This window comes from Salegentibacter profundi (assembly GCF_054121475.1).
Genome location: NZ_JBSYGG010000006.1, coordinates 92,823 through 115,938 on the forward strand (window position 1 = coordinate 92,823; position 23,116 = coordinate 115,938).

The window sequence follows — 23,116 nt, forward strand, 5'->3', positions numbered from 1 at the left end:
GGAATTAAAGAGGAAAGGATCATTCCGAAGCGTCTTCTATTATAAAAAAAAGACCTGCTAAAGAATTCAGCAAGCCTTTTTTTACTTTAATCTATTTTAGTAATCTACCAGATAATCACACGATCTTCGGGATCTACATACATGTTGTCGCCTTCTTCAATTTCAAAGGCTTCATAGAAAGCATCTATGTTTTGTAACGGCACATAAGCGCGGTACATTCCTGGAGAATGTGGATCGGTCTTGATCTTATTTTGTAAGGCTTCATCACGCATTTTAGTTCTCCAAACGGTCGCCCATGACATGAAGAAACGTTGTTCAGGGGTGAACCCATCTATTTTACCCGGGCTTCCGTGTTCTTCCAGATGGATCTGCAAACCATCGTAAGCGGCATTAACCCCCCCGAGATCACCAATATTTTCACCTAAGGTAAATTGACCGTTGATATATACGCTATCCAGAACTTCTATTTCACTGTATTGGTCGGCCAGGTCGGCTCCAAGTTCCTCAAAAGCTTCCAGATCTTCATCGGTCCACCAGTTATTGAGGTTTCCTTCTGCATCAAAACGAGCACCACTATCGTCAAATCCGTGAGAGATCTCATGACCAATTACGGCTCCTATACCACCATAATTTATAGCAGCATCTGCTTTGTAATCGTAAAATGGCGGTTGAAGGATAGCAGCAGGAAAAACAATCTCATTATAACTTGGATTATAATAAGCATTTACTATTTGAGGAGGCATAAACCATTCAGTTTTGTCCACCGGTTCTCCCAGTTTGGCCATATTATCGGCCGTTCTCCATTTACTTACATTCATCATGTTTTGGAAATAAGAACCATCGTTTTCTCCTCCAGCAATTTCCAAATCACTGTAATCTTTCCACTGATCGGGATAACCAACTTTAATAGTGGTGGTTCCCAGTTTTTCAATAGCTTTTTTCTTGGTATCCTCACTCATCCAATTCAAATTATTGATCCTGGATTCGTAGGCTTTAATGATATTTGCGATCATTTCTTCAGCTTGCTCTTTAGCTTCTGCAGGGAAATGTTCATCTACATAAAGTTTACCAAGTGCTTCTCCTATGGTCCAGTTGATTGTCTGAAGAGCACGTTCATCACGTGGACGTTGTTCTTGTGCTCCCTGCAGGGTTTTGTTATAAAATTCCCAGTTTGCCGTCTCAATCTCAGTGGAAAGCGTATTGGCAGCATCGTTAAAAATGCTCCATTTCAGATAGGTTTTCCAATCTCCTACCTTATTCTCAGTGAAGATATCCTGTAAGGCATTCATGTATTTTGGTTGAGCCACAATAATAGTATCAAGTTCTTCTGCACCAATTTCATTGAAATACTTTTCCCATTCTAATGCCGGAACTGAATTTTGAAGTTCAGCAACTGTCATTGGATTATAGGTATTACGAGCATCTCTACGTTCCACTTTGTCAAGTTGAGGTTCTGCGAGCTTGGTTTCAAATTCCAGAATGGTTTGGGCCGCCTTGGAAGCCTCTTCCTGCGAATAATCTATATACTGGAGCATTTTGGTAATATGCTCTTTATATTTTTCACGTTTTTCTTTTGAATCGGGATCATCCGCCACATAGTAATCCCTATCAGGGAGTCCTAATCCAGTAGGATAGAGATAAGCAGCATTTTGGTTCGAATTCTTGGCATCAGCTCTTACCCCGAAAGAAAAGAATCCTGCTCCACCATATTGCTGCATGTCAGTAAGAAACCCTTGAAGATCCTCTTTGTTTTGGATAGCATCAACTTTCTTGAGGTAAGGCTCCACAGGAGTCACCCCTTGCTCATTTCGACTCACCGTGTCCATTATGGTATTGTAAAGGTATACGGCCTTGGCTTTATCGCTTTGAGGATCCAGGTTTTCATTGTTAGATGCTCCTTCCAGTAAAGTAAGAGCATCAGCATCGGTAGTTTGTCTTAACTCCATAAAACTACCCCAGGTAGTCTGGTCCTGGGGGATTTCCGTAGAATCTACCCATTTCCCATTCACAAATCTAAAGAAATCATTTTTTGGGCTTACGGTTGTATCCATATAAGCCAGGTTAATCCCGTGGATTTCTTCTTTTTCAACGCTGTCTTCTTTATCACTTTTACAACCACTTACTATAGCAGCTCCTAAAATGGAATAAAACAGCACATTAGTTATTTTCTTCATTTGTTAAAAAAATTGTATTTAGATCAGGCTAAAGTACTAAAAAGTAGCACATTTAATCAAAAATTATAAAAGCTAAGCAAGGATTTGAAGATGAATCTCAGTAAAGGACCTTTGAAGCTTATGTGTTTTTTAAATTCCCGTGTTTATTAAAGCTTCGATAATGAAATAGAACTGAAAAACCTCCTACCACATATTAATTTTTTGTGGTGAGGTGGATAATTCTCGTGGTTATATTTAACTGTAGCAGATAAAAAAAATAAAGCCAGTCGGTAAGATTTATTTATCAGCACTTTTATTTTCAAGGGTCTCAATCAAGTTTTGATCGAATTCCTTCTTCATCTCAGTAAGCCTTTCTACGTTTTCATTCGGCACGGCAATAGAGAGCACATAATGAGCGATTTTCCAACCATTTTTGGTTTGATGAAGTATCCCCGAGCCCCGACAAATTCCCATTTGTGTGTCCAGAAGTTCATCAAACCAGGCGATAGTCCTATTTTCATGAAAATAAACATTGCGTTCCAGGCTTTTGAAATTCCATGCCTTCCCACGGTCAAAATAAGGTTTTGAAAATCTCCGAAACTCTTTGTTGGTCCAGTTTTCGGTAGCATCGGTACCTATAAAAACCCCTTCTTTTGTCATTAAACTGAAATACATATCAAAATCGGCTTGAGAAGCAGCCTTATGCCATTGATCAACGATATGGTTGATTTTCTCTTCAGAGTTTTCCTGAGAAAATATATGAATGGAGAGGAATAAAAAAAGCAAGCTGAGGAAAAATTTATTCATTTTTATAAATATTTATTTTAAGAAAGGGTATGCCGTAACCAGCCTGGTTCTAAATAGAATCCTCAATCTGCCTAGTAGGACTGGTAGCCTTAGATATGCTATCCTGTTCTTGTTCAAGTTGGTCAAGTTCACGTTCAAAATCTTCTAGACTTTTTAAGAACAGTTCATTTAGCTGAAGTTTGAAATTGTTAAATTCTATCGGGATTTCCTGGGCGGTTTGGGATATTTTCTCCAAATTTTTATTTCGGCGGGTTGCAAGTTGCTCCAAGACCTGCGATTTGGTCGCCAAAACGTTTAATCTGGCAATCACCGCTTTTGATTTTAAGGTGTCAGGTACAGTGGATTTTAAGGATTGCATTATCTGAGAGATAGGTTTTGCATTTTCAATAATCTGATTAAGATTGTCTGATTTTAGATTATTGATTTCGTTTTGAGCAGTAATATAATTTACCCATTGCACAGCGTGTTTGCGGGCCTCAGGAAGCAATTCCACTTCAGTATCAGGCAATCTGATATTTTTACTCAATAAGGTACTGTCCAAAACGGTTTGCCCTTTGGCTTGGGGGTTAACATCGGATTTGCATCCGCCCAGTATCCATAAAGAAAGAAGAGGCAATAAAAGTTTCATACAAATACAAAGTTAAATGAAAATAAACTCTTCAGAATGCAAAAAATTGTTGGATTAACAGATATTTAAGTTGAAGAGAGGTTTTGGAGGTTTTGTTACGAATACCTTTGTAATATTAAATATATTTGCTAAAAATTGAAGGACATGGCGGAAAAAATTTTAGTCATAGGTGCCAGTGGGCAAATAGGAACCGAGTTATCCTTAAAACTTCGGGAGATTTACGGAAATGATAGGGTTGTCGCCAGCGATATTAGGGAAGGGAATGATGAATTGATGGCATCTGGTGCTTTTGAAATCCTTGATGCTACCAAACGTTCCGAAATAGAAGCCATTATTGAGAAATACGAGATTAAGCAGGTTTATCTTATGGCGGCAATGTTAAGCGCCACAGCAGAAAAATTTCCAATGAAGGCCTGGTCTTTGAATATGGATTCTCTCTTTCATATTTTAAACTTGGCTAAAGAAAAGAAAATAGACAAGGTTTTCTGGCCTTCAAGTATAGCAGTTTTTGGACCTACAACTCCTAAAAAGAACACCGCTCAGACTACGATCATGGAGCCTTCTACGGTGTATGGTATTAGTAAACAAGCTGGTGAGCGATGGTGCCAATATTTCCATGACAAATATGACGTAGATGTCAGAAGTTTGCGGTATCCAGGGATAATAAGTTACAAAACCCTTCCGGGAGGTGGGACTACTGACTATGCCATAGAAATATTTCACGAAGCCCTAAAAAATAAAGCTTATACCTCTTATCTGGGTGAGTCTACCAGTTTACCAATGATGTACATGGATGATGCTATTAAAGCAACAATAGATTTAATGGAAGCCCCATCAGAAAAAGTTAAAATAAGATCGTCCTACAACCTAAGCGCAATAAGTTTTACCCCTGAAGAACTTGCTAACGAGATAAAGAAACATATCCCGGAATTCAAAATGAATTATGCCCCTGATTTCCGGCAAAAAATTGCTGATTCCTGGCCATCTGACATTGATGACTCTGAAGCCAGAAGGGACTGGAATTGGAAACATAAGTTTGACCTAGGTGCACTTACTGAAAAAATGCTTTCGGGGGTGGCGGAGGCTTTCGAAATATCCTAAATTTCAGGATAAGACAAAATAAAAAAGCCGCTGATTCAGCGGCTTTTGTAGTTTCGAAAATAGGATAATCTATTTATTCAATAACGCGCACTTGGCTAGCGTTTACTCCTTTTCTTCCTTCTACTTCAACGTACTCCACCTTGTCACCTTCATTTAGAGTTTCCCCGTCAAGACCGGTAACGTGTACGAAGATGTCTCTTCCTGTTTCGTCGTTGGTTATGAATCCGTAACCTTTAGATTCATTGAAAAATTTAACTGTACCTTCCATTGTAAAAAAATAAATAATTAATAAAGTACAAACTTAATATAATAATATTGACAAGCCCATAAATTTTTAGGAATTATTTTGAACGGCTTTAAAATCAGCCTGTTAATCCAGGCCCTTATCCCGCATGCGATCCATGTTTTCTTTGGTTAGGGTGTAATCTTTGAGCTTCTTTCCATTCCATCGTACGTATAGAAAAATAGGCATTAGGATGAATGCACTGGCAAGAACAGCTAGCCCGATTATAACATCACCCAGGGCTTTATCATCAAAAGTTCTTATATAAAATCCGATTCCAATGGCAATGAGAATTGCGATTCCCAATATTTTCATTATTGTCTTCATAGCTAAACAGTTACCTCAATTAATTTTTGACGATAAGCCGTGAGTAATTTTGATTTAGAAATAAAACCCACATATTTACCATCTTCTACCACGGGTAGATTCCAGGCATTACTCTCCTGAAACTTCCTCATGATTTCCTTCATTCTATCTTTGCCCAGATCAATAATTTCCGGTGCACGCTGCATAATTTCGGTGACTTTCACCTCATCATACATTTTTTGCTCAAACATTATAGGTCGTATATCATCTAACAGGATAATACCCATGAAATTGCCTTCCTCATCAATAATAGGAAAAATATTTCGAGTGGATTTTATCACCCCTTCTTTTATAACCTCTCCAAGGGTTTTATCTACATGGATTGGAATAAAGTTTTTTTCAATTACCTGCCGAATATTAAGTAACGTAAGAACTGCTTGATCTTTATTATGGGTAATTAATTCACCTCGTGCTGCCAGATCCATAGTATAAACAGAGTGAGGCTGGAATTGGGAGGTGATTATATAAGCAATTGCAGCGGTGATCATTAAGGGCACGAAGAGTTCATAGCCACTGGTGAGTTCAGCAATAAGAAAGATTGCGGTAAGAGGAGCGTGCATGATACCAGCCATTAATCCAGCCATTCCCACAAGGGTAAAGTTACTTACTGAAATAGGGTTGTTCAGAAAGCCTAAGTTATTTACGATAAGAGCAAAACTATGCCCCATGGCACTACCCATAAAAAGTACAGGTGCGAAAATCCCGCCAATCCCCCCGGCACCCACCGTTAAGGAAGTTGCTATAATTTTAAAAATCACAAGCCCTGATAACAACCCAATTACCACCCAGATGTTATCCATATACTCATCAAAGAGGGACGTTTGAAGCGCATACATATAGTTTTCTTGCAGTAAATTATTGATCACATCGTAGCCCTCCCCATAGAGCGGTGGTATGAAGAAAATTAAGATTCCAAGGCCAAAGCCACCTAAGAGTAATCTATAGAGCTGGGATTTTATTTTGCTAAAAAAATTAGTGAACTTAAAATAAATCTTTGTAAAATAAATGGAGCACACAGAGGCTAAAACTCCCAGTAAGACATAAAATGGAACTTCAGAAATATTAAATTCATCGGTTAATTGGTAGTGTAAGATAATATCTGAGCCAAAAAAGAAATAAGAAGTAAGTATTGCTGAAATGGAGGCAATTAGTAAAGGGATCATCGAAGCCAGGGTGAGGTCTAGACTAAAAATTTCAATTGCGAAAATAATTGCTGCCACTGGAGCTTTAAACAATGAGGACATTGCTCCGGCAGCGGCACAACCAATTAAAAGGGTTCGAGAGGCCTGATTCATTTTGAATAACCTTGATAAATTGGAGCTAATGGCAGAGCCAGTAGCTACTGTTGGTGCCTCGAGTCCCACCGACCCACCAAAACCCACAGTTAACGGAGCGGTTAAAAGAGAGGCATAAGCCTGAAACTTTCGCATTAAACCTTGACGCTTCGAAATAGCATGTAGGGTGGTTGGAATTCCACTGCCGATATCTTTTTTAATGCCAAATTTGACAATAAGGATAGTAAGAGCCAATCCGATGACTGGAAAGATAAAATAAAAAGCATTGTGGTAATTGGCTATAAATTCATCTTCTAGTAAAAGTTGAATAAAATGGGTGAGATTTTTAATAGTAACCGCTACAAGACCTGCAAGAAAACCAATTATGGCACTTAAAAGCATGAGGAATTTCTGATTGCTTAAATGCTCATTGGTAAACCTTAGGAGTTTACCCGGTATTGTGCTGATAAACTTATTCACTAGGTAAGTTTAAGGTTAATTTTTAGTGAAGATAAAAAATCCCGCACTAAAGCAGGATTTTTCTTGTTTCTCATAACTTATAACTTCAACTGGAGGTGCAATTCATCCAATTGTATTTTATCCAGCTTGGCAGGCGCGTCAATCATCACATCTCTGCCATTGTTGTTTTTTGGAAAAGCAATAAAATCCCTGATGCTTTCCTGACCACCTAGAATAGCGACTAGCCGGTCAAATCCGAAAGCTATTCCACCGTGAGGAGGGGCACCGTATTGGAAAGCATCCATTAAGAAGCCGAATTGTTCTTTAGCCTCCTCAGGAGTAAAACCAAGATAATCAAACATCTTAGCTTGAGTTTCTTTATCGTGAATTCTTATGGAACCACCACCGATTTCGTTTCCATTAAGGACAAGGTCATAGGCATTAGCACGTACTTTACCAGGTTCTGTTTCCAGCAAAGCGAAATCTTCCTTTTTTGGCGAAGTAAAAGGATGGTGCATGGCATGGTATCGGTTGGTTTCCTCATCCCATTCCAACAGCGGAAAATCTACTACCCAAAGCGGAGCAAATTCATTTGCTTTTCTAAGGCCAAGTTCGTTCCCCAAATGCATTCTTAATGCGCTTAGCTGAGTTCTGGTTTTGCTTGCATCGCCGGCCATTACCAAAATCAGGTCACCCGGTTTTGCATTGGTAGCTTTAGCCCAGGTTTTCAGATCTTCTTCAGAATAAAATTTATCTACTGAAGATTTTAAAGTTCCGTCGGTGTTGAATTTCGCCCAAACAAGTCCGTTGGCGCCAACTTGTGGTCTTTTAACCCAGGATATTAATTTATCGATTTCTTTCCTGGTGGAGGAGGCTGCTCCCGGAACCGCAATTCCAACAACCAATTCCTGTTGGTCGAAAACATTGAAGCCTTTATTCTTGGCAAGATCATTTAATTCGGCAAACTCCATCCCAAACCTGATATCGGGTTTATCATTTCCGTATTTTTTCATTGCCTCAGCATAGGTCATTCTCGGGAATTTTTCCACATCCACGCCGTTGATCTCTTTCAATAAATGCCGGGTTAAACCTTCAAAAATATTGAGGATATCCTCTTGCTCTACAAAAGCCATCTCACAGTCAATTTGCGTGAATTCAGGTTGCCTGTCGGCCCTAAGATCTTCATCCCGAAAGCATTTTACGATCTGGAAATATTTATCCATACCGCCTACCATAAGCAATTGCTTGAAGGTTTGTGGCGATTGTGGGAGCGCGTAAAACTGACCTTCGTTCATTCGGCTTGGGACTACAAAATCACGGGCCCCTTCTGGAGTAGATTTTATGAGATAGGGAGTTTCCACTTCAATAAAATCATGGTTAGAAAGATAATTTCTAACTTCCATCCCTACTTTATGGCGAAATTTCAGCTTATTTTTAACCGGATTTCTGCGTATATCCAGGTAACGGTATTTCATTCTTAGGTCTTCCCCACCATCGGTATCTTCTTCGATAGTAAAAGGAGGGGTTAGGGAAGTGTTCAGGATATTCAATTCTGAAACGAGTACTTCAATTTCACCTGTTGGTATATTAGGATTTTTTGATTCCCTTTCAATCACTTTTCCATCAACCTGGATTACGAATTCACGCCCCAGTTTCTGGGCTTTTTCCATGAGGGCTTTTGAAGAGCGTTCCTCATCAAAAATAAGCTGGGTAATGCCGTAGCGATCACGCAAATCTACCCATACCATAAAACCTTTATCTCTTATTTTTTGAACCCATCCCGAAAGCTGGACCTTTTGGTCAATATTTGAAGTATTTAATTCTCCACAGGTGTGACTTCTGTACATAATTTTCCTTAAGTTTTTGTGCCAGCAAAAGTAAGAAGTTCTGGTGGCTTAACAGCTAATTTTTATTTGAAAATCCCCCACTTGAGGTAAATTTTAGATGCAATTAGGAGTTTTATAGACTACTGATTATTAGCACTTAAACCAGCCAATGTTAAGTAAAGGTTATGCAAATATTGCCAAAAAGTAAATTAATTGCTATATTTGTAAAGTTAAGGTTATCCAGACAGATGAAAAGATTTAAACAAATAGTGATAGCCGCGGTTTTATTTTCCAGTGGTCTGATAATGGCCCAGGATAATCCAAAACCGCGTTTTGAAAATGACGGAAACCTTATAAAAGGAACATTTTATTATGAAAACGGAAGTATTAAGCAGGAAGGTACGTACAAGAACGGGAAACTCCACGGGAAATGGGTTTCTTACAACCAGAGAGGTGAAAAGGAAACAATCGCCCAATATGCCTTTGGTAACAAGACTGGTAAATGGTTTTTTTGGCATAACAGCCAATTAACCGAAGTTCATTATAAAGAAAATAAAATAACCAGAGTTATTAGAAGAGATCGAGATTGAGCGCTTGACCTTAATTAAATTATATACGTTAATAAAAACCCCGAAGTTGTTCTTCGGGGTTTTTATTTAAGCATTTGCCTCTAATTTGCCTTGTTTTCGAGCTTCGATTTTATCCGCTGTCTTAACTTTTGCACGATTTACCAGGTAGAACATTACTGGTACGATAACAAGGGTTAAGAAGGTCGCGAAAACAAGCCCGAATATAACTGTCCAGGCCAATGGCCCCCAGAAGATCACATTATCTCCACCGATATAGATTTTAGGATCATAGTCAATAAAAAGGCTGAAGAAATCAATATTCAGTCCTACAGCTAAAGGGATTAGCCCTAACACAGTGGTAATAGCGGTCAAAATCACCGGTCTTAACCTAGAAATCCCACCTCTTACTATACAGTCGAAGTACTGTTCCCGGGTTAATAGCTGATCATTTTCTAATCCCAATTCATTCTTCTTTCGGTCTATTAGGATCTGCGTGTAATCAACAAGAACGATAGCATTGTTGACCACAATTCCCGCAAGCGAGATAATTCCCATCATTGTCATAATAATAATGAAGTCCATCTGGAAAATAATCAAACCAAAAAACACACCTACTAAACTCAACATCACCGCCATGACGATAATAATTGGTTTTGATATCGAATTGAATTGTGCCACCAGAATCAAAAGGATACCACCTATTGCTATAAGTAGTGCTTTTAGAAGAAAGCTCATATTTTCTTCCTGTTCTTCTTGTTCTCCGGTAAATTCTAAAGAGATTTCCTTTGGAAGATCGTAATTCTTTAACTCGGTTTTCAGGCGTTCTACAATCTCGTTGCCATTATAACCTTCGAGGACATTGGAATATAAAGTAATGACTCGCTTTAAATCTTTCCTCTTAATGGAACTGAAAGAGGACGCTTTTTCGGTGGTAACCAAAGAGGATATAGGTACCTGCACTATTTCCCCGGTATTCTGATCCATAAAGGTTACCGGTTGATTGAAGAGTGCATTTTCATTATAACGGAATTCGTCCATGAAGCGCACATTAACTTCATAATCGTCATCGCCATCTTTATAGGTAGAAACCTCTTCACCATAAATAGCTCTTCTAAGTGTTTGTCCTACTGCTGAAGTTGAAACACCAAGCTGGCCGGCTTTTCTGCGATCCACTTTTACATCAAGTTCAGATTTTGATTTGTTGACATCAATCTTGAGATTTTCTATTCCCGGGATACTTAGTCCCTGGATATATGCTCGCATATTTTCTGCTTCAGCAAGCATTTGCTGATAGTCTTCTCCCTTTAGTTCCATATTAATAGGGTAACCGGAAGGAGGACCAGCCTGATCTTTTTCTACAATAACCGATGCTCCGGGAAAACCTTGTACTGCATCACGAACCTCGCTTAAGACCTTACTACTTTTTACACCACGCCTTTCATTGAATTCCCTCATAGAGAGGGTGATCTTGGCTTTATGAGGCATCTCATTTTGCTGCCCGCCATCGGTCATAGGGTTTCCTGCTCCTTCTCCTACCTGTGAGATAGCCGATTCGACCATAAAATTATAGCCGTCTTCATCTTCATACTTTTTGATGACATCAAAAACTTGCTTCTCTATTTTTTTAGTGAGTTCGTTGGTTTTGTGAATATCGGTGCCTTCTGGATATTCAATATATGTAATGATTTGTTTGGGTTCATTTTCGGGAAAAAACAAGACCTTAGGTTGTACCAGGGCGATCAAAATAAAAGATACGAACAGCAGGAACAGCGTTCCGAAGAAAAAGAAATAGGCCTTTTTGCCACGCAAGGCATAAACAAGTGTTCTCTGGTAAAAATTTTCCATTTTTTTGAGAGCTCTCATCTGAAAGAAATCTACAGCTTTTGAAATAAAATATTTGTAAGCCCAAAGCAAAATTACTGCTAGGATCAGGATGTTACCTATAGCTCTTAGTACTCCTGCTTCAAATAGAAATCCTAGAACAAGAAGTAAAATACCTGTAACTCCCAGAATTATACTTAGCCGAACCAAGCGTTTTTTGGAAAATAATTTTTCCTCTGTTTTCATAAATTGGGAGGTAAGCATTGAATTGATTATCAAGGCTACAAATAATGATGATCCTAATACTATGGATAAAGTGATAGGGAAAATCATCATGAATTTCCCTACAAGACCTGGCCATAATCCTAGAGGAAAGAAAGCTGCAAGGGTAGTAGCAGTTGAAGCGATAATAGGCCAGGCAATCTCTCCCAAACCTTGTTTCGCGGCTTTAGTTCGTGACATTCCCTGGTCCATGAGAGAGTAGACATTCTCCACCACAACAATTCCGTTATCAACCAACATCCCCAGTCCCATTACCAGGGCAAATAGCACCATGGTATTAAGAGTATAACCCATGCTGGAAAGGATGATATAGGAAAGAAACATAGAAAGTGGGATGGCGATCCCCACAAACAAAGAGTTCCGGAAACCAAGAAAAAACATAAGTACCAGAACCACGAGAATTACTCCAAAAATTATGTTGTTAACCAAATCATCCACCTGGTTGATGGTCTGGGTAGACTGGTCGTTACTCAGGCTTATGTGTAAACTCTCGGGGAGGTAATTCTCCTGTTCGGTTTTGACAATCTCTTTAATGCCTTCTACTGCCTCAATCATATTCTTCCCTGCGCGCTTTTTAATGTCCAGCATCACGACGGGTTGGCCATATTCCCTTGCGAAGGTGGTGGCGTCCTTTTCTTTGAAATTGATTTGGGCAATATCTTTCAGGAATATAATACCACCATCACGTTTGACCACAACATCCTTTAATTCGTCGGGGTCTTCAATTTCTCCTATGATCCTGATGTTTTTCTGTGCTCCGCTGGTAATGATGTTTCCACCGGAAATAGTCCTGTTCTCAGCATTTACTGAATTCACTATATCATCAAAACTTACCTTGGAAGCCGTCATTTTATACACATCAACAGCGATTTCGACTTCCATCTCTTCGGCTCCTCTAATTCCCGCCTCCTTAATTTGTGGGAGAAGCTCTATTCGTTCCCGAAGATATTCGGCATAATCCTTTAACTGCTGTACGGTATAATCTCCCGTAAGGTTAATATTAAGGATAGGCATTTCTTCGGTAAGGTTCAGATCAAAGACATTGGGCTCTACTTTTGCACCGTTATCCAGAGTTGGCCAGGTGGTTTCTGCTTTTACAAGGTCTACCTTATCTTTGACTTTCTGCCTGGCAATATCCACCAGGACATCCTCTTCAAACTCAACGATTACCAGGGAATAATCCTGAAGCGTATTTGAGGTAATTTCTTTTACTCCTGCAATATTATTGAATTCCTCTTCCAGAGGTTCTGTAATAAATTTCTCTACATCTTCGGCAGAGTTGCCCGGATTAACTGAACTTACATAAATTTTGGTCTCTATGACTTCCGGGAATGATTCACGTGGCATATTGTAATATGACATCAGTCCGCCTACCATAATTATCGCGATAATCACGTAAACGGTCATCTTATTGCCAATGGCCCAGGAAGAAAGTTTAAATTCCTTATCTAATTTCATTTTACTCCTCGTTTCTTATTTTAACTTCCTGACCTTCGCGTAGGTTCTTAGCACCTTCTACAATAAGGATTTCGCCTGGTTGTAAACCATCGGTAATCTCTATCTCATCCTGATACACATAGCCGGTTTTCACAATCTTTTTACGGGCGATCCCTGATCCATCTTCAGCATCTTTTTCCAGGATATAGACAATATTTTCTCCCAAGGCATTTTGCTGAACCGCATTTTCAGGAATGACCACGGCGTCCTCTGCGCTATAATCGTTAAGTTTTAGAGTAGCAATCTGGTTTGGTTTGACCAGGCCCTCCTCGTTAGGCAAGGCTACCTGAACCCTGAAGGTTCGGTTGTTAGGGTTAATATAGCTTCCTACCTGTCTCACTTCACCATCATACTCCCGGCCTATTGAACCAATTTTAATTTTTACCTGGGTGCCTTTTGTAATATTGTTGAGATAATTTTCGGGTACCGCAGCATCCACATACATATTTTCCAGGCTCACCAGTCGAAATAACGGACTCTGGCCGGGGTTAACCACCTGACCTTCATCGGTAATGACCTCATCAATAACCCCATTAAATGGTGCTGTGACTACAGTTTTGGCTAGGCGGGATTCTAATTGTTCTTTCGATCTTTGGATAGCTTCATAATTAGTTTTGGCTTCCAGATATTGCATTTCTGAGCCTATGTTCTGTTCCCATAATCTGGCTTGGCGTTCAAAAGTAGTTTTAGCCAGAGCTTCCTGGGTTTCAAGTTGAGCAAGCTCACTTGAAAGACCACCATCATCTATGATAGCCAGAGTTTGACCCTTTCTGACATTTTGACCTTCATTTACTCTGATATCGGTCAGTACACCCGAAAATTCAGGGTAAATTATAATGTTTTCATCGGTAGCAACATCACCCTGAACCTCTGCAAAGTGTTGGAACAAAGTGTCCTGAATAACTTGTGTGGTAACCAGATCTAATTTTCTATTTTTATCAAGCTGATTAATGGCTTCATCCAACTTGTCTATTTCTGCTGTTAACTCACTTTGCTTTTGGCCTAATTCAGTTTTCTTCTGCTTTATCTCTGTTAGGTTGCCGCTTTTTATGATTTCTTCTACGGATTGTTCCTCTTTCTTTCCGCAGGAAAAGATGATAAAGCTTATCGTTAATAGAACTGCTATTTTTCTCATCGGTGTAGTATGATTGCTGGTTTTTAGTTTAGTTTTCATCAGGATATTTTGAGGTGTCGAGAAGATTTTCTAACTCAGCTTTATTGTTAATTACAGTGAGCATTGCCTGAAGGTAATCCTGCTGGGCTGTATATAGCTGTCTCTGTGCTTCACTTAATTCAAAGCTACTTCCAACCCCTTCAAAAAATTTGATCTGATTTTTTCTTTCAATTCGCTCGGAGAGTTCCAGGTTTTTCTTTTGGGTCTGGAAATTTTCGAGGCTATATTCATATTCGATCTTAGCCGAATTTATCTTTCTCATTACATCATTTCGGGTTTCTTCCAGTTCCAGAATGGCCTGCTGATAGGCTATTTTCTTTTGTTGGGTACGTGCCCCTCGCATCCCGCTGCTAAATATAGGTATGTTTAAAGAGACCCCTAAAATCGATTGCCCAAAGTATTCCTGGTCACTATTAAAAAAGGTGAATTCCTGGTTAAAACCCTGCACTCCGTAATTAAGGAATCCATTTAAGCTTGGAAGCGCTTTGGTTTTTTCAAGTTTAACTTGAATCTCGGCAGATTGGGCCCGGTTTTCAGCAATCCGGTAATCGATATTTTCTTCAACTGGGATTTGCTTTTCGAGTAAGCCCAGGTCAAAATATTCCATTGCCAGCTTATCAAGGTTGTCCGTAAGGGTCACAGGTGTTTCTACAGGGATGCCCAAACTTAACTTGAGTACGTCGTATGAAATATCTTGCATTCTTTGACTACGGTTAAGATTGTTTTTTAGTCGAAGTAGAGTGATCTCTAGTTGTTCCACATCTTCCTCCTCAGCAAGACCATTTTTATAGATTTCCTTGGTTTCATTGTAATTTTTTTCAACATTCATAACGTTCTTCTCCAGGATTTCTACACTTTCTTCTGCAACAAGTACATTCCCATAGGCATTAATAATTGCTTTTTTAACCTCGTGGTTGGTTTTTGTCTTAGCATTTTTGGAGATCTGTAGTAATGTTTTAGCCGATTGGACCCCTACGATATACGAGCCATCAAAAATAAGCTGGTTCCAGGTGGCTGTAGCATTAAGGTTGTGTTTGGTTCCAAATACTACCGGAACAAACGTACCTGGTTCTTCTCCGGCAATTTCACCAGGTAGAAGGGTTACAGGTTGTTTAAGGTAATTCTGGTAATCTGCAACTGCGCTCAACTGGGGTAGCCCCTGCGCGATGATCTCCCATTTTTGTTTAATAGCTACGTCAATATCTCTTTGGGCATTAACAGAGCTATAATTGTTTTCCAGTCCGAACCGGATAGCTTCTTCCAATGAGAAACTATATTGGTTTTCGATTTCCTGAGCTTGAATTCCTGCGGAAACCAGAAAGATGAGCATAAGAAGTTCACGCATGATTTATGTTTTTTCGTTTGTTTAAAAATTCTTGTAGTGCTTTAAGGCCTTTAGGGGTAGAGATTGCCCGGATGTGATATTCCACAAAATATTCCATTAATTTGGCGTTGCTGTACTCTTCGATAGGAAAGAGGTCCTTATCCTTTAAGCCCATCATGCCGGTAAAATGAATCCGACTTATGAAAGAAATAGGGATATCGCTGCGGTAATGTCCCGAAGTGATACCGGATTCCAAATTTTCTATAACACAGCATTGAACTAGTTCATATTGCTTACTACTTATACTTTGGTATATCTTTGGATAATACTTCTGAAGCTGATATTGAGGGGAGGTCTTTTCGTCTTTGAGGTATTTCATTGAAAGGCTTTTTATCTCGTAAATTTCTTCAATGGGGTTCATATGTTTGGCCCTGATATCCCTGATGCCCTGATTTATACTTTCAAACAAATGGTTGGTAACAGCCTGCACTAATTTGGTTTTGGTATCAAAATGAGCATAAATGGTTTTTTTTGATATTGCCATTTCACCGGCGATATCATCCATAGTTACACTTTTAAAACCGAGGTTTAAGAACATTTCGGCGGCGGTGTATAAAATCTTATCTCTCACAGATTAAAAATTTGGCTGCAAAAGTAAGTTTTGGAAACTTTATATACAAGAAAAGTTTCCTTAGTTTTAGATTAATTTAACTTGAGCTTGAAATTTGAATTACATTCTATTATGGTATTTTAGCCAAAAAATTGATACATGAGGTCCATTTCTAAGTACCGGGAAGAATTTTTGGAATATTTAGAGACAAAAATTGAAGTAAAAGAACCAAGGAATCTTTACGAGCCTATGCGTTATATCCTGCACTTAGGCGGGAAACGATTAAGACCAGTATTGGTGCTGATGGCCACTGAGATCTTTGAGGGCGATTACCGTAAGGCTCTGGATGCTGCACTGGCCATAGAAATCTTTCACAATTTTTCTCTTGTGCATGACGATATAATGGACGACGCGCCATTAAGACGTGGTAAGAAAACCGTTCATGAGAAGTGGGACATCAATACCGGTATCCTTTCAGGGGATGCGATGTTGATCAATGCGTACCAGTTATTTGAAAATTATGAGGATAAAATTTTTAAAGAATTAGCTCAATTATTTACAAGAACGGCAATGGAAGTTTGTGAGGGGCAACAGTATGATATGGATTTTGAGGCCCGTGAAGATGTGCAAATTGAAGATTATCTTAAAATGATAGAATACAAAACTGCTGTCTTGGTAGGCGCATCACTTCAGATGGGGGCAATAATTGCAGGAGCCTCCAACCAATGTAAGGAAGCTATATATCAGTATGGAAGGTTACTCGGAATTGCTTTTCAGCTGCAAGATGATTACCTTGATGCCTTTGGTAATCCTGAAACCTTTGGTAAGCAATCAGGAGGTGATATCATTGAGAATAAAAAAACATTCCTTTATTTAAAGGCTCTTGAAGCTTCAGGAAAAAGAGAGGCGAGACAACTCCAGCATCTTTACTCCATAAGTCCGGTGGAGAATTCTGGTAAGATAGAGGCAGTTAAAGCCTTGTTTGAAAGCAGTGGAGCTGCTGAACTCACACGGTTCGAAATAGAAAAATATACTCAAAAGGCCTTCAAGGTTCTGGAGAAGATCGATTTGCAGGAAGACAAAAAAGCACCCTTGCGTGAATTTGGAGAAACCTTAATGGAAAGACAAGTCTGAGTTAAGCTTCAAGAGAATTCTGAAAAAAATGTAAAGTATTTTTAAATACTGAAATTACCCTGATAATACACAGGTTTACTATGTTAAATTTCTTATAAGGCATAAGATAAATATATGGTTTTCTATTAGCCCTTTTTCTAAAAATTGTATTTTTGTCCTGTTTTTATGATTTTAAAGAAACATTAGTTTCCACTTATGGATAGATTCTCATTTCTAAATGCTGCACATACAGCATATTTCGCCGAACTTTATGACCAATACCTTCAATACCCCGATAGTGTAGAGCCCAGTTGGAGGGCTTTTTTTCAAGGCTTTGATTTTGGAATGGAGCAAAACGGTGTGGCTTCGGATATTCTGGAAGATGCCCCCGTAAGCTTCAAAGAGGGGGAGATACCCGAACACGTGATCAAGGAATTCAGGGTGATCCGGTTAATAGATGGTTACAGAACCCGGGGTCATCTATTTACAAAAACCAATCCTGTAAGGGAGCGTCGAAAGTATTCACCAACTTTGGATATTGAGAATTTTGATCTTTCGAAACAAGATCTGGATACCGTGTTCAATGCAGGAGACGTTTTGGGGATAGGACCAAATACCCTAAAAGTAATCATTGCTCATTTGGAGAATGTCTATTGTGATTCCATAGGAATCGAATATATGTACATAAGAAAACCAGAGGAAATTTCCTGGATTCAATCTAAACTTAATGTAAATGAAAATCATCCTTCTTTTTCCTCAGAGGAGAAGAAGCAAATCCTTAAGAAACTCAATGAAGCTGTTTCCTTTGAATCTTTTCTACATACTAAATATGTGGGTCAAAAACGGTTTTCTTTGGAAGGAGGGGAGAGTCTTATTCCGGCTCTTGATGCACTAATTGAAAAGGCAGCTGAGATAGGGGTGCAAGAGTTTGTTATGGGTATGGCCCATCGAGGGAGGCTAAATACCCTAACCAATATTTTCGGCAAAAGCGCTAAGGATATTTTCAGTGAGTTTGATGGAAAAGATTATGAGCAGGATATTTTTGATGGGGATGTGAAGTATCACCTTGGATGGACATCCTGCCGTATTACAGATAAAGGAAAGGGGATAAATATAAATATTGCTCCCAATCCATCTCACCTTGAAACCGTAGGACCTGTGGTGGAAGGAATTGCCCGTGCTAAACAAGACAGACGTTACCAAGGCGATTCCAGTAAAGTATTGCCTATTCTGGTTCATGGTGATGCTGCTATTTCTGCTCAGGGAGTGGTTTATGAAGTAGTTCAAATGGCTCAGTTAGACGGTTATAAAACCGGGGGTACTATTCATATTGTGGTCAATAATCAAATTGGCTTTACCACCAATTATTTAGATGGTCGTTCATCTACATATTGTACCGATGTGGCGAAGGTCACTCTTTCCCCTGTTCTTCATGTAAATGCCGATGATGCTGAGGCTGTGGTTCATTCAATATTGTTTGCTCTTGAGTTCAGGATGAAATTTGGCCGCGATGTATTTATCGATCTGCTGGGATATAGGAAATATGGACATAATGAAGGGGACGAACCCAGATTCACTCAGCCTAAGCTTTATAAGGCCATTGCAAAGCATAGCAATCCAAGGGATATTTATGCAGAAAGACTTAAGAAAGAAGGGGTAATCGAAGATGACTATGTAGGAAAATTGGAAGAAGAATATAAAGCCAGGCTTGATGAGGACCTGGAGGACTCCAGAAAGGAGGAAACTACCCGTGTGACTCCTTTTATGCATGATGAATGGGAAGGATTCGAGTCAGTACGGCAAGAGGGAATGATGGAGCCGGTTGATACAAGTGTAGATATGAAGAGGCTTGATGAGGTAGCCGAGACCATATCAAAACTGCCGGAGGGTAAGAAATTTCTTCGAAAGATAAATAAGATTATTGAAGGGCGGAGGAAAATGTATTTTGACAATAATAAGCTTGACTGGTCTATGGCTGAACATCTTGCTTATGGTACTTTAATGGCCGAAGGTTATAATGTTCGTCTTAGCGGGCAAGACAGCGAAAGAGGTACTTTCTCTCATCGGCATGCGGTTTTAAAAGTTGAAGAAAGCGAAGAAGAAATAATCCTTCATAATAATATTCCCGAAAGAGATGGGGATATATTTATATATAATTCTCTCTTATCTGAATACGGTGTTGTAGGTTTTGATTATGGTTATGCGATGACCAGTCCTAAAACGCTTACTATTTGGGAAGCTCAATTTGGAGATTTTGTAAATGGTGCACAGATCATGATTGATCAGTACATCTCTGCGGCAGAAGATAAATGGAAGTTGCAAAATGGATTAGTCATGTTTCTTCCACACGGCTATGAAGGACAGGGTGCAGAGCATTCCTCAGGTAGGATGGAGCGTTTTTTACAGCTATGTGCCCGAGACAATATGTTTGTGGCCGATATAACTACTCCAGCCAATATGTTTCATATTCTAAGAAGACAGATGAAGGCTGGGTTTAGAAAACCCCTTGTGATCTTTACACCGAAAAGTTTGTTACGACATCCAAAAGTAATTTCTACCAAAGAAGAATTTGCTACAGGTAGCTTCAAGCCATTTCTTGATGATCCAGGGGCCAAGGTTGAGAAGGTTAAGACCCTTGTTTTCTGTACTGGGAAATTCTATTATGACCTTTTGGAATTTAGGGAAGCCAATAACCGCGATGATGTAGCCCTGGTAAGGCTGGAACAATTATTCCCTCTACCTGTTGCTGAGATGAAAGCATCGCTTAAAAAATATAAAAATGCCGAGGATATTGTTTGGGCACAGGAAGAACCGAGGAATATGGGGGCCTATGGCCATTTATTGCTTCATTTTGATGAAGCAAAGAATTTCCGTGTTTGTAGCAGAAAATTTTATGGATCACCGGCGGCCGGGAGTTCAGTGAGATTTAAAAAGCGTCACGAAAAAGTGATCGCTTGTGTATTTGATAAAGATTTAAAAGATTAAATAATAAGAAGTATATTCAAAAAGATCTCTGTTTTTTAGAGATATCAAAATAAAAATTAAGAACATGGCCTTAGAAATGAAAGTTCCTTCTCCGGGAGAATCGATAACCGAAGTAGAAATAGCCCAGTGGCTTGTTGAAGACGGAGATTACGTTGAAAAAGACCAGGCAGTTGCCGAGGTTGATAGTGATAAAGCTACTCTGGAATTACCTGCAGAAGCTAGCGGAATAATTACCCTTAAAGCCGAGGAAGGCGATGCCGTAGCAGTAGGTGAAGTGGTTTGCTTGATTGATACTGATGCTCCAAAACCAGGTGGTGGCGAAGATAAAAAGGAGGATGAATCTCAAAAGGAAACCGCCACGGAAAAGGAGGAACCTAAAGAAAAAGAGAAAGCAGAGGAGCCTAAAGAATCTTCTAAGGAAACCTATGCTACAGGTAGTCCTTCTCCAGCGGCTAAGAAAATTCTTGATGAGAAGGGGATTGAGGCAAAATCCGTAAAAGGAAGTGGAAAAGACGGGCGAGTGACAAAAGAAGATGCTGTTCAGGCAAAAGCTTCTATGGGAACTCCTGGTACTGGAAAAAGAGGTGAATCTCGTAAAAAGATGTCTATGCTTAGACGAAAAGTAGCTCAACGTCTGGTTTCGGCTAAGAATGAAACAGCGATGCTCACTACTTTCAATGAGGTTGATATGTCTCCTATTTTCTCACTTCGAAAAAAATATAAAGAAGAGTTTAAAAATAAACATGGTGTGAGCCTTGGATTTATGTCCTTCTTTACTTTGGCTGTTGTAAGAGCTTTGGATATGTTTCCCGATGTGAACTCGATGGTAGATGGTGATTATCAGGTAAAATATGACTTTAAAGATATTAGTATTGCCGTGTCAGGACCAAAAGGCCTAATGGTTCCGGTAATAAGGAATGCTGAAAACTTGAGTTTCAGAGGGGTAGAAGAAGAAGTGAAGCGTCTGGCCACGCGTGCAAGGGATGGCGAAATCACGGTTGATGAAATGACCGGGGGAACTTTTACCATAACCAATGGAGGTGTTTTTGGTTCCATGCTTTCCACTCCCATAATTAACCCTCCTCAAAGTGCTATTCTGGGGATGCATAATATAGTAGAACGTCCAGTTGCTGTAGATGGCCATGTAGAGATCCGGCCGGTTATGTACGTGGCATTATCCTATGATCATAGAATTATAGATGGTAAAGAGTCCGTTGGTTTTCTGGTAGCTATAAAAGAAGCTCTTGAAAATCCTGAAGAACTATTGATGGATAATGACACAAAGCGGGCTTTGGAGCTTTAGATGATGTCTTTTCGTTGTAATTAAATAAAAAAAGGAGGTCCAAAGGCCTCCTTTTCTTAGTCCAATAACAAATTAAAATAAAACGAGGGATGCGATGTTAAGAGATAAAACCCCTATGATTGCTATGGCAAGGATGATAAAAATTACTATAGAAAGGGTCTTATTTTTAAACAAAACAGGCATCATCTAACATTAGGAACCCAAATTTAGATTATAGGATGCGTGGTGACAAGGGGAAAAATCCCCTAAAATTATTTGAGATACAAAGATTTATTTTTGTAATCTATAATTGCTTTTCCTTTTCTTAAAATATCCGCTCCAATTATACCATGGACTTTTTCCGCTTCATGATTGATAAGAGCCTCATTAACATGGCGCAGATCAAAAAGTACCAAATCCACCTTCTTTTTTTTCCATCCTTTTATTTCTAATTTGTTTTTCTGTGCAATTTGGGTGAGCATATTTGTGGCTCCTGCTCCTGCAGCTTTGATATCGCTCTCTTGGGCAAGAAGCTGAAAATGTGCCACAGCCTCCATCCCTACACAGGTGCTGGAAGCACCGGTATCCAGAATAAAATTTCCTTCAATATTGTTTATTTTCGCCACCAATTCCAGGTGATTGGTTTTGGTTATTTTTAATTTAATGCGCTTATAACCTTTCTCTTTTAGCAATTTCTTAAATGACATTCTTTGTTTTTTGACAAAGATAGGTCTTCAAAATAAATTAATTTTACATTTATGATTTTAACCGATACCCATATACATTTATATAGCGAAGCTTTTCAGGAAGATCAAAAGGCTATTATTGATGAAGCTATAAAAAATGATATCAGAAGATTTTTTCTGCCTGCAATAGATTCAACGTATGTTCCGGCCATGTATGAATTGGAGAAACATTACCCGGAGCATGTTTTTTTAATGGCCGGTTTACACCCAACCCATGTCAAGGATAATTTTGAGGAGGAGCTCCTAAAGGTTGAGCATCAGTTGTTGGAAAGGCAATTTGTGGCCATTGGGGAAATAGGAATTGATTTGTATTGGGATAAAAGCACATTGAAAAATCAGAGACTGGCCTTTAGAAAACAGATTCAGCTGGCAAAAAAATATAAATTACCTATAGTGATTCATTGTCGTGAGGCATTTGATGAAATTTTTGAGGTACTGGAGAGTGAACAAAGTGATGACCTGTTTGGGATTTTCCACTGTTTTACCGGAAACTTTGAGCAGGCCCAACAAGCTTTATCCTATAATATGAAACTCGGAATAGGAGGGGTGGTTACTTTTAAAAATGGTAAAATTGATAAATTTTTAAACCAAATTTCTATAGAGGATATTGTTTTAGAGACCGATGGGCCTTACCTGGCACCAGTACCCTATAGGGGGAAACGTAATAAACCTGTATATTTAAAAAAGGTAGCGGAAAAAGTGGCAGAAATTTACGAACTTCCACTTGAAGAAGTGGCAGCAATGACCACTAAGAGTTCTAAAGATATTTTTAAGATTTAAGGGGTAATAAATTTTAAATTTGTTCATTTGCTAAGA

Annotated in this window: 18 protein-coding genes; 6 read left to right on the plus strand and 12 right to left on the minus strand. The window is 39.1% G+C overall.

The window, feature by feature from the left end:
• Positions 1–104: 104 nt before the first annotated feature.
• From ACW6NC_RS09860 to ACW6NC_RS09870, 3 genes are all read right to left on the minus strand, one after another.
• On the minus strand, positions 105–2,174 hold the full coding sequence (locus ACW6NC_RS09860) for a M13 family metallopeptidase (protein ID WP_457865650.1): 2,070 nt from the start codon (positions 2,172–2,174) through the stop codon (positions 105–107).
• Positions 2,175–2,450: 276 nt separating this feature from the next.
• Complete coding sequence (locus tag ACW6NC_RS09865) at positions 2,451–2,960, minus strand: nuclear transport factor 2 family protein (RefSeq protein WP_457865651.1); 510 nt, start codon at positions 2,958–2,960, stop codon at positions 2,451–2,453.
• 49 nt (positions 2,961–3,009) lie between these two features.
• Positions 3,010–3,588 carry a hypothetical protein gene (locus tag ACW6NC_RS09870; protein WP_457865653.1) on the minus strand — a complete coding sequence of 193 codons (579 nt, stop codon included), beginning with the start codon at positions 3,586–3,588 and terminating at the stop codon, positions 3,010–3,012.
• A 144-nt stretch (positions 3,589–3,732) separates the two neighbouring features.
• Between ACW6NC_RS09870 and ACW6NC_RS09875 the strand changes: the two genes are divergently transcribed.
• Complete coding sequence (locus ACW6NC_RS09875; protein WP_457865655.1) at positions 3,733–4,689, plus strand: NAD-dependent epimerase/dehydratase family protein; 957 nt, start codon at positions 3,733–3,735, stop codon at positions 4,687–4,689.
• 73 nt (positions 4,690–4,762) lie between these two features.
• Here the strand turns inward: ACW6NC_RS09875 and ACW6NC_RS09880 are convergent, their stop codons facing one another.
• From ACW6NC_RS09880 to aspS, 4 genes are all read right to left on the minus strand, one after another.
• The gene (locus tag ACW6NC_RS09880; RefSeq protein ID WP_081210415.1) at positions 4,763–4,957 is read right to left on the minus strand and encodes a cold-shock protein; all 195 of its coding nucleotides are present in this window, start codon (positions 4,955–4,957) and stop codon (positions 4,763–4,765) included.
• A gap of 102 nt (positions 4,958–5,059) precedes the next feature.
• Positions 5,060–5,299, minus strand: a complete 240-nt coding sequence (locus ACW6NC_RS09885) for a hypothetical protein (protein ID WP_457865656.1) — start codon at positions 5,297–5,299, stop codon at positions 5,060–5,062.
• A gap of 2 nt (positions 5,300–5,301) precedes the next feature.
• Positions 5,302–7,092, minus strand: coding sequence for a chloride channel protein (locus ACW6NC_RS09890; protein ID WP_457865658.1), 1,791 nt, complete (start codon positions 7,090–7,092; stop codon positions 5,302–5,304).
• Positions 7,093–7,169: 77 nt separating this feature from the next.
• Positions 7,170–8,918, minus strand: coding sequence for an aspartate--tRNA ligase (gene aspS, locus ACW6NC_RS09895; RefSeq protein ID WP_457865660.1), 1,749 nt, complete (start codon positions 8,916–8,918; stop codon positions 7,170–7,172).
• 227 nt (positions 8,919–9,145) lie between these two features.
• Here aspS and ACW6NC_RS09900 point away from each other — a divergent pair, with 227 nt between their 5' ends.
• The gene (locus ACW6NC_RS09900) at positions 9,146–9,487 is read left to right on the plus strand and encodes a toxin-antitoxin system YwqK family antitoxin (protein WP_457865661.1); all 342 of its coding nucleotides are present in this window, start codon (positions 9,146–9,148) and stop codon (positions 9,485–9,487) included.
• Between the two features lie 66 nt (positions 9,488–9,553).
• Here the strand turns inward: ACW6NC_RS09900 and ACW6NC_RS09905 are convergent, their stop codons facing one another.
• From ACW6NC_RS09905 to ACW6NC_RS09920, 4 genes are read right to left on the minus strand one after another with little or no spacing between them, the layout of a single operon-like run.
• Positions 9,554–13,027 carry an efflux RND transporter permease subunit gene (locus tag ACW6NC_RS09905; RefSeq protein WP_457865663.1) on the minus strand — a complete coding sequence of 1,158 codons (3,474 nt, stop codon included), beginning with the start codon at positions 13,025–13,027 and terminating at the stop codon, positions 9,554–9,556.
• Between the two features lies 1 nt (position 13,028).
• Positions 13,029–14,240, minus strand: a complete 1,212-nt coding sequence (locus ACW6NC_RS09910) for an efflux RND transporter periplasmic adaptor subunit (protein ID WP_457865665.1) — start codon at positions 14,238–14,240, stop codon at positions 13,029–13,031.
• Positions 14,230–15,585 (minus strand): TolC family protein, encoded by a 1,356-nt coding sequence (locus ACW6NC_RS09915; protein ID WP_457865666.1) that lies wholly within the window; start codon positions 15,583–15,585, stop codon positions 14,230–14,232. Before ACW6NC_RS09915 ends, ACW6NC_RS09910 begins: the two co-directional genes overlap by 11 nt.
• Positions 15,578–16,195 (minus strand): TetR/AcrR family transcriptional regulator, encoded by a 618-nt coding sequence (locus ACW6NC_RS09920; protein ID WP_457865668.1) that lies wholly within the window; start codon positions 16,193–16,195, stop codon positions 15,578–15,580. Before ACW6NC_RS09920 ends, ACW6NC_RS09915 begins: the two co-directional genes overlap by 8 nt.
• A gap of 138 nt (positions 16,196–16,333) precedes the next feature.
• Here ACW6NC_RS09920 and ACW6NC_RS09925 point away from each other — a divergent pair, with 138 nt between their 5' ends.
• The 3 genes from ACW6NC_RS09925 to odhB all read left to right on the plus strand — a co-directional run bounded on the left by ACW6NC_RS09925 (position 16,334) and on the right by odhB (position 21,575).
• A complete protein-coding gene (locus ACW6NC_RS09925; protein ID WP_457865670.1) occupies positions 16,334–17,308 on the plus strand; it encodes a polyprenyl synthetase family protein in 975 nt (324 codons plus the stop codon).
• Between the two features lie 195 nt (positions 17,309–17,503).
• Complete coding sequence (locus ACW6NC_RS09930; protein WP_457865671.1) at positions 17,504–20,272, plus strand: 2-oxoglutarate dehydrogenase E1 component; 2,769 nt, start codon at positions 17,504–17,506, stop codon at positions 20,270–20,272.
• 64 nt (positions 20,273–20,336) lie between these two features.
• Positions 20,337–21,575, plus strand: coding sequence for a 2-oxoglutarate dehydrogenase complex dihydrolipoyllysine-residue succinyltransferase (gene odhB / locus ACW6NC_RS09935; protein WP_457865673.1), 1,239 nt, complete (start codon positions 20,337–20,339; stop codon positions 21,573–21,575).
• 251 nt (positions 21,576–21,826) lie between these two features.
• On the opposite strand, the gene ACW6NC_RS09940 is transcribed toward odhB, so the two are convergent.
• Positions 21,827–22,261 (minus strand): retropepsin-like aspartic protease, encoded by a 435-nt coding sequence (locus ACW6NC_RS09940; protein ID WP_457865675.1) that lies wholly within the window; start codon positions 22,259–22,261, stop codon positions 21,827–21,829.
• Positions 22,262–22,312: 51 nt separating this feature from the next.
• Here ACW6NC_RS09940 and ACW6NC_RS09945 point away from each other — a divergent pair, with 51 nt between their 5' ends.
• Positions 22,313–23,080 (plus strand): TatD family hydrolase, encoded by a 768-nt coding sequence (locus tag ACW6NC_RS09945; RefSeq protein ID WP_457865677.1) that lies wholly within the window; start codon positions 22,313–22,315, stop codon positions 23,078–23,080.
• Positions 23,081–23,116 lie beyond the last annotated feature (36 nt).